The organism is Cupriavidus sp. 05N39, assembly GCF_056397325.1.
In genome coordinates, this window is sequence record NZ_JBFTNE010000174.1 from 1 (window position 1) to 7,943 (window position 7,943).

Sequence of the window (7,943 nt, forward strand, 5' to 3'; positions counted from 1 at the left end):
GCCATGCGGTGTTTGAGACGTTTAAACGCCTCCTCCAGGCGCCAGCGCTGGTGATAGAGATCGCGGAAGGTGGCAGCCGGATAGCGGTGCATGTCGAGCAGATTGGTGATGAGCACGCGCACCTTACCGGCTGGCGAGATCTGCCGGATCAGCCGGACGGTTTGTGGGGTAGCCGCACATTCATAGTCGCGCGCGTCATTGCGGGCTGGAGCCGGGAGCGTGACGATGGCCTCGTCGCGGCCGGAGCGGACGAAGTGTCGCACGGCGGTAAAGCCGCTGCCGTCGGCGCGCATGCAGAAAGGGATTTTTCGTTCGTTGAGCACGGCCACCAGCCAGCGGGCGGGGTAGTCGCGGTCGAGCAAGAGCAAGTCGTCGGATTGCAGGCGATCCAGATGCTCGAACAGGATCTGGCGTTCGTTCTCGTGCACGCTATGCAGTGAGGCGGCGAGCGTGATCTCGGCACCGGGCAGGTACAGGCCGAAGGCGAGTTGATCGCGGGTGGCGGCTCGCGGGAGATGGCTGTGGCGGATGGCGAAACGCAGGTGTGAGGCGTCCGCGGCGACCAGCCGAAAGCCATGCCAGCGCGGCAAATGGTTGGACACTTGCTGAAGCAGCCAGTCATTGAGGTGAGCAAAGACATCGCCGCTGAGTTTGCTGCGAGCCTGAGCGAAGGCTTGTTCACTGTAAGCGCGATTTTCTCCGCACGTAGCGTTGACGCCCCGAAAGGCGCAGGATTGTGCCCGCGATTTTTTTCGTGGGCACAATTCATGGACGATAGCGATTTTGACTTCCTGCCGCTGCGAGTGACCAATGTCGGCGCCAACGGGAAACGCAGCTACGACAGGCAGGGCAAGCGAAGATTGATCGAGGCTTGCCTTGAACCCGGCGTATCGGTTGCCAGCATGGCGATCCGAGCCCAGGTGAACACGAACCAATTGTGGCGCTGGGTCAAGCAGTACAAAGCAGAAAGACAAGGTGGTATTGACATGGATAGCGCCGTCGAAGGCGCGCCATCGGCCTTCGTTCCGGTAGTGGAGGTTCGCGGCGTACCTCCTCAAGCCCAGCGGTCACGGCCGGCATCGCCGGAATCGACTTCTGTTCCCGTGCCGCAATCTTCATCTTCGCCACAATTGGCACGCCTGTCGGCACGGCTGCCAAACGGCGTAACCATCGAGCTCGAATGCACACCGAAAGATGGGCCGCTCGTGAAGGCGATGATCGCGGCGCTGGGGGACACCTGATGTTCCGCCTCGACGCTGACCTGCGGGTCTATCTGCACCGCGAGCCTATCGACTTCCGGGCCGGCCTGAACAGTCTGGTGACGCTGGTCGAGCAGTCGATGCAACTCGATCCGTTCGCCCGGGCCGTCTTCGCGTTCCATAACCGCGGCCGCAATCGGGTCAAGCTTCTGCTCTATGACCGCTCTGGATTCTGGCTCCTGATGAAGCGTTTGGAAGCAGACCACTTCGCCTGGCCACGCCGCGAGCAGGCGGTGATGGAACTCACGACCGAGCAACTGCACTGGTTGCTTGAAGGTATCGACATCGAAGCCGTTCGCCGACACCCTTCGCGGCGCTACCGGCACGCGAGCTGAGTCAGCGTGAGAGAGGCCAGGGTGCGGGCTCTGGCCATAGGCTTCGCGAGGCGGCTGCTCGCCAGGGCATTGGCCGATACCATTGTTTTGGATTCGACGTAAACCTGTTGGCGATGCGATTGCACTATCGTGAATCGCATGCCTGCACATGACCTCACCCCTGATCTGCCGCCTGACGTCCAGGCCTATATCCGCGAACTCGAGAAGAAAAATCTGGATCTCGAGTCGCTAGCCCAGCAACTCTCGCAGCGTATCGAGCAGCTCGAAGAGCAGTTCCGCCTCGCGCAGCTCAAGCGCTACGCGCCGAGCAGCGAGAAGCTCAAGGATCGGGTGTTTGACGAAGCCGAGCAGATCGCCGCGACAGAACCTGCTGGCAACGATCCCGATGACGCGTTCACGCTGCCCGATACGGGACTTCCGGAAGTCAATGAGTCTGCACACCGCAAACGGGGACGCAAGCCGCTGCCGGCGTCGTTGCCGCGCCAGCGCATCGAGTACGACCTGCCCGAGGAACAGAAAATCTGTCCATGCTGCCAGAGCCCGCTGCATCGCATGGGCGAGGAGACGAGCGAGCAGTTGCACATCGAGGTAAAGGTCTCGGTGTTGCAGCACGTACGGTTCAAATACGCGTGCCGCCATTGCGAGCGCAACGCGGAGCGCACGCTGATCGTGGTCGCGTCGATGCCAGTACAACCGCTGCCAGGTAGCAACGCGAGTCCGGCGATGATCGCGACGGTGACGACCGGCAAGGCAGTATGACTTTCCGTGAGGCATAGGCTGGCCTGCCGTGGGAGTAAACGCGGGTTAGTCAGTATGACTCCCCTGGGGCAAGGGCTGGCCCGCCGTGAKGAATCAAACGCGGGTTAGCATGTCTGCCAGAGCCGCATGGTGTGGACAGGGCCACACCCGGCGATTTCCAGCACGGAGGCCAGCATGGAACACGATAGCACGCTGTATGTGGGTCTTGACGTCCATAAGGACTCGATCACGGTCGCCTATGCACTCGGCGCGGGCGAGGTCGAACTGCTTGGCAAGATCGGTACGTCGCAGGCCGATATCGATCGCCTGTGCAAGCGCCTGCAGTCCAAAGCACGCCGGATCCGCATCGTCTACGAGGCGGGCCCATGCGGATATGGCCTTTACCGGCAGCTTGCAGGGAAGGGATTCGAATGCATGGTGTGCGCGCCGTCGCTGATCCCGAAGAAACCCGGCGAGCGCGTCAAGACCGATCGGCGCGATGCGGTCAAGCTGGTGCGATCGCTGCGCGCCGGCGACCTCTCGGCCGTGTACGTGCCCGGCGTCGAAGACGAAGCATTCCGGGATCTGTCACGCGCCTGGGTCAGCGGCAAGGACGATCTGAAGCGCGCCCGGCAACGGCTGAAGGCCTTTCTGCTCTCGCATGGGGTCCGCTACAGCGGCAGAGCTGACTGGGGACCAGCGCACCGGCGCTGGATAAGCGAATTTGCGTTCGATAGCGCGTGGCAGCAACTTGCCTTTGACGAATATCGACGTGCTATCGAGGACCGGCTCGCGCAATGCAGCCGTCTCGAAGCGGCCCTGCGCGAGGCAGTGGTCAACTGGCGCTTCTACCCGGCCGTACTGGGCTTGCAGGCCATGCGCGGCGTGCAGTTCACCACGGCGATAGGCATCCTCGCCGAGTTGGGCGATCTCTCGCGCTTTGTCCATCCGCGCCAACTGATGGCCTGGCTCGGTGTGACGCCCGCCGAACACTCGTCGGGCGAAAAACGGCGCCAGGGCAGCATCACCAAGACCGGCAACAGCTATGCCAGAAAGCTGCTGATCGAGGCCGCCTGGAGTTACCGGCACCCGGCACGTGTGAGCCCCGAGATCCAGCGCCGGCACGAAGGCATCCCAAAGGCCATCGTTGACCGTTCCTGGGACGCCCAGGTTCGACTATGCCGGCGCTATCGGAAACTGGCCGCACGCGGCAAGACCCCGAACATTGCGGTGGTTGCGGTGGCCCGCGAACTGAGCGGGTTCATCTGGGACATCAGCCAGCTCGCCATGTCGCTTGCCGTCCCGAACGCGGCCCAGACAACGTAACCCAGCGCTTTAGGTACCACCAACCTATCTGACCCTACTGTGGAGCCAGTTTCCTGAAGGCGGCGTAGCCCGGCACACGAGCAACCCGCGACGATGCTAGGCAACGGATTTCATCCGACTTGCGGCGTTAGATAGCGGCAGGCTCATTGGGCGGACCTCTGTAATGTGGTAACCAACCCGCGGATATCAGCGTGATCCACCGTCGAGACTTACTGCTACGTCGCCCTCAGGAAATTGGGGAACAACATGCAACTGTGAAACTGAATCAAACCAATCCCGATTGACACGGGGAGTCATATCAGCATTACTGCCATAGCCGCACGGTGTGGACAGGGCCACACCCGGTGATTTCCCGCACGGAGGCCAGCATGGAACACGATAGCACGATGTACGTCGGTCTGGATGTTCACAAGGAGTCGATCACGATCGCCTACGCGATCGGCATGGTTGACGTAGAACTACTGGGCAAGATTGGTACCGCGAAGGGCGATATCGATCGCCTATGCAGGCGGCTGCAGTCGAAAGGGCGACGCGTGCATATCGTCTACGAAGCGGGTCCGTGCGGTTACGGGCTTTACAGGCAACTGGTAGAAAAAGGGTTCGACTGCATGGTCTGTGCGCCGTCGCTGATTCCGAGGAAGCCTGGTGAGCGTGTCAAGACAGATCGACGCGATGCCATCAAGCTGGTACGCGCGTTACGTGCAGGTGACCTGTCGGCAGTGTACGTGCCCGGTGTCGAAGACGAGGCGTTCAGGGATCTGGCCCGTGCGTGGGCCGCCGCTAAAGACGACCTGAAGCAGGCACGGCAGCGGCTAAAATCGTTCCTGCTGCTGCACGGTGTGCGCTATACCGGCAGCGCCAACTGGGGGCCGGCTCATCGACGCTGGCTGAGCACCCACTCATTCGCCAACGAGTGGCAGCAACTCGCGTTTGAAGAACATCGGCGCGCGATCGAAGATCGGCTGGCGCAATGCAACCGTCTCGAGGCAGCTTTGCGTGAGGCCGTAGTCAACTGGCGCTTCTATCCGGCCGTACTAGGCCTGCAGGCCATGCGTGGCGTGCAGTTCACCACCGCAGTGGGCATGCTCGCCGAGGTGGGCGATCTCTCGCGCTTCGACCATCCACGTCAGTTGATGGCCTGGCTCGGCGTGACGCCTTCCGAACACTCCTCAGGTGACAAACGGCGCCAGGGCAGCATCACCAAGACAGGCAACAGCTATGCACGAAAGCTGCTCATCGAGGCCGCCTGGAGTTACCGCCACATCGCACGGATCAGTCGGACGATCCAGTGCCGTCACGACGGCATCCCGAAGGCCATCATTGACCGCGCCTGGGATGCACAGGTTCGACTGTGCCAGCGATATCGCAAGCTGGCTGCGCGCGGCAAGAACGCGAACATCGCGGTGGTCGCCGTTGCCCGCGAGCTGGCGGGGTTCATCTGGGACATCGCCCAGCTCGCCATGTCGCTCTCTATACCGCGAGAGGCGCCAGCAATGTAAAACAGCACTACGTCAACCACAGCCCTACAACCACAGGAGGAGTTTCCTGAAGGCGGCGTAGCCCGGTACCGGAGTAACCCGCGTACGTACTTCGTGACGGCAGAGTACAGGCCGATTCGCGCGGTAAGAAAGCGGCAGGCTCACGAGACGGACATCTGTAATGCGGTAGCCAACCCGCGGATATCAGTGTGATCCACCGTCGAGAATTACTGCTACGCCGCCCTCAGGAAATTCAAAGTCAATGTAGAACTGAAAACCGATCGCAGTTGACAGGGAAAGTCATATCAGGCACGTGGATGGCACGCCGCTATACCGGATGGAAGACGCGCTGGCCCGTGCGTGCATTCCGGCGGGCCGCGGCACGCTGGCGAACTGGATCATCAGGCCTGCCGAACTGCACTACAGCCGGTTGTACGAGGCGATGCGCCAGACGCTGCTGTCGCAGCCGCTGATCCACGGCGACGAGACGACGGTGCAAGTGCTCAAGGAAGAAGGCAAGACCGCGCAGAGCAAGAGTTACATGTGGCTCTACAGAAGCGCACAGGACTGCGAACAGCCGGTGGTGCTGTTCGACTACCAGCCGGGGCGTGGTCAGCAATATCCGCAGGCGTTTCTCGCCGGCTACGAAGGCATGCTGATGACCGACGGCTACAGCGCCTGGCGCACGCTCAAAGGCGTCACGCACTTCGGGTGTCTTGCCCATTCGCGACGACTGTTCGTCGACGCGCACAAGGGCCAGAAGAAGCCCGGCGGTCGCGCACAGCAAGCGCTCGAGTACTTCAAGGCGCTGTATCAGGTCGAGACACTTGCTCGCAGAGAACTGCCAGAGGGCGAGACACGGGCCGGCTACACCTACCGGCTGCGGCAGGAACACAGCGTACCGCTGCTGGAGGCGCTCAGGAAATGGCTGGACGAACTGGCACCGCAGGTTCTGCCCGAAAGCCTGCTGGGCAAGGCGATCAGCTACACGCGCAATCAGTGGGAATACCTCAGCCGCTATGTTATCGACGGGCGTGCGCCCCTCGATAACAACGTGATAGAGCGAGACGTGAGACCCTTTGCAACCGCGAGAAAGGCATGGCTCTTTGCAGACACGGTTGCCGGTGCGAAGGCGAGTGCGATGATCTACAGCCTGATGCTCACGTGCCGCGCCTGCAACGTCGAGCCGTACGCGTATCTACGTCACGTTCTCACCGAGCTGCCGCAGCGTGCGGCGGACGCCGACATCAGCGACCTGCTGCCGTTCAACTACGCCAGACAGCAGAGCRCAATGACGAACCCCGGTTGATGACATGACAGGGCGCCGGCACTGCCCCGGCGCGCGATTCCTGGTACCTCCATCGGACATTGCCGATCCTGCTCGAGGGTCGCAATACGGCCGAGCCCGCCTGTTCGCCGAGAACGACTCTCAATACAGTGTGCTCAATTGCGCGGTTACTGTTCACTGATGCACCGGCACAAAGTGTTCTGGCCGACGAGCTCGACGTGGACTGGAAAAACGTGCGGTCAATGCTGGCCCCGGCCGGCGATGCTTACCGCGATCCGGGCTTCGGTATTCAGATGACAGGCGGCTCTACCGCGCTGATGCATTCGTTTACGCAGTATCGCGAGCTCGGCGCGCGCGCTCGGGCGATGCTCGTGACTGCGGCGGCCAAACAATGGAATGTGGACCCCGCCAGCTGCGCCGCCGTGGAGGGGGTGGTCACATCGGGTACGCATCGCGCCACCTATGGTGAGCTCGCCAATGCGGCCATGAGTCTGCCGGTGCCGACGACCGTGGTATTGAAGGACCCGTCGCAGTTCCGCCTCATCGGCAAGCCAATGCCGCGCCTAGATGCCGCCTCGAAGCTGCGAGGCGACCCCGTGTTCGGCATCGATACCCGGCTCAAGGACATGGTTGTGGCCGTGGTCGCGCACCCGCCCCGCTTTGGTGGCAAGGTGAAGTCGTTCAACGCGGAAAAGGCGCGCGTGATCAAGGGCGTTGTCGACGTCATGCAGGTGCCCGCGGATCGCGGCGGCTCCGGCGTGGCGGTGGTCGCCAACGGATACTGGGCGGCCAAGCAGGGGCGTGACGTGCTGCAGATCGAATGGGAGGACACGGGCTCGAAGGTCAGCACGCAGGCGCTTTACGAGGAATACAGCAAGCTTGCGATGCAACCGGGCAAGATGGCGGTCCCGCTGGAGAGTGGCGACGTGCAGGCGGTCCTCGCGGGCGCTGCGCGCGTGATCGATGCCGAATATCGGCTGCCGTATCTCGCGCACGCGCCGATGGAACCGCTCAACTGTACCATGCAGGCCGAGATTAGCGGCAATATGGCGACCAGCGTCACGGTCTGGGTTGGCTCGCAATTTCAGACTGTCGATCAGGCGGCGATCGCCCAAACGTTGTCGCTGCCGGTCGAGACGGTGACGCTGAATACGATGATGGCCGGGGGTGGCTTCGGCCGGCGTGCCGTGCCGACGTCGGACTACCTGGTCGAATCGGCAGGCGTACTTCGCGAGTGGATTGCCAGAGGCCATGCCGAACCGCTCAAGGTCATGTGGAGTCGCGAAGACGATATCAAGGGCGGCTACTATCGCCCGCTACATGTCCACCGCGCGCGCATCGGCTTCGACGAAAAGGGGCAGGTCGTAGGTTGGCAGCACGCGATCGTCGGCCAGTCGATCGTCATGGGAACCCCATTCGAGCCGGTTCTCGTGAAGAACGGCGTGGACTCGACCATGACCGAAGGCATCGTCGAGAACGAATACGCTCTGCCGATGCAGGTGACGGCTCATCACCCGAA

5 protein-coding genes and 3 pseudogenes are annotated in these 7,943 nt (G+C 62.1%); 7 read left to right on the top strand and 1 reads right to left on the bottom strand.

The window, feature by feature from the left end:
* Nucleotides 1–602 (bottom strand): transposase (locus AC1DN0_RS39325; protein ID WP_477146518.1); only part of this gene is annotated, 602 nt, incomplete at its 3' end.
* 24 nt (nucleotides 603–626) lie between these two features.
* On the opposite strand from AC1DN0_RS39325, the gene tnpA reads away from it, so the two are divergent.
* From tnpA to AC1DN0_RS39360, 7 genes and pseudogenes are all read left to right on the top strand, one after another.
* Nucleotides 627–1,241 (top strand): IS66-like element accessory protein TnpA, encoded by a 615-nt coding sequence (gene tnpA, locus AC1DN0_RS39330; protein WP_477146519.1) that lies wholly within the window; start codon nucleotides 627–629, stop codon nucleotides 1,239–1,241.
* Entirely contained in the window at nucleotides 1,241–1,594 is a 354-nt protein-coding gene (gene tnpB, locus AC1DN0_RS39335; protein ID WP_477104415.1) for an IS66 family insertion sequence element accessory protein TnpB, read from the top strand. The genes tnpA and tnpB overlap by 1 nt, the downstream gene beginning before the upstream one ends.
* A 138-nt stretch (nucleotides 1,595–1,732) precedes the next feature.
* Nucleotides 1,733–2,350, top strand: a pseudogene (locus AC1DN0_RS39340) (transposase); the annotation flags it as partial.
* Between the two features lie 177 nt (nucleotides 2,351–2,527).
* Nucleotides 2,528–3,658, top strand: coding sequence for an IS110 family RNA-guided transposase (locus tag AC1DN0_RS39345; RefSeq protein ID WP_477104416.1), 1,131 nt, complete (start codon nucleotides 2,528–2,530; stop codon nucleotides 3,656–3,658).
* Between the two features lie 368 nt (nucleotides 3,659–4,026).
* Nucleotides 4,027–5,157 (top strand): IS110 family RNA-guided transposase, encoded by a 1,131-nt coding sequence (locus AC1DN0_RS39350; protein ID WP_477104417.1) that lies wholly within the window; start codon nucleotides 4,027–4,029, stop codon nucleotides 5,155–5,157.
* 286 nt (nucleotides 5,158–5,443) lie between these two features.
* Nucleotides 5,444–6,445: pseudogene (gene tnpC / locus AC1DN0_RS39355) on the top strand (IS66 family transposase); the annotation flags it as partial.
* Between the two features lie 179 nt (nucleotides 6,446–6,624).
* Nucleotides 6,625–7,943: pseudogene (locus AC1DN0_RS39360) on the top strand (xanthine dehydrogenase family protein molybdopterin-binding subunit); the annotation flags it as partial.

Excerpts from the sequence above, each read along its gene's own strand:
- tnpB (WP_477104415.1), top strand. The coding sequence starts at position 1,241 with ATGTTCCGCCTCGACGCTGACCTGCGGGTCTATCTGCACCGCGAGCCT.
- AC1DN0_RS39345 (WP_477104416.1), top strand. The coding sequence starts at position 2,528 with ATGGAACACGATAGCACGCTGTATGTGGGTCTTGACGTCCATAAGGAC.
- AC1DN0_RS39350 (WP_477104417.1), top strand. The coding sequence starts at position 4,027 with ATGGAACACGATAGCACGATGTACGTCGGTCTGGATGTTCACAAGGAG.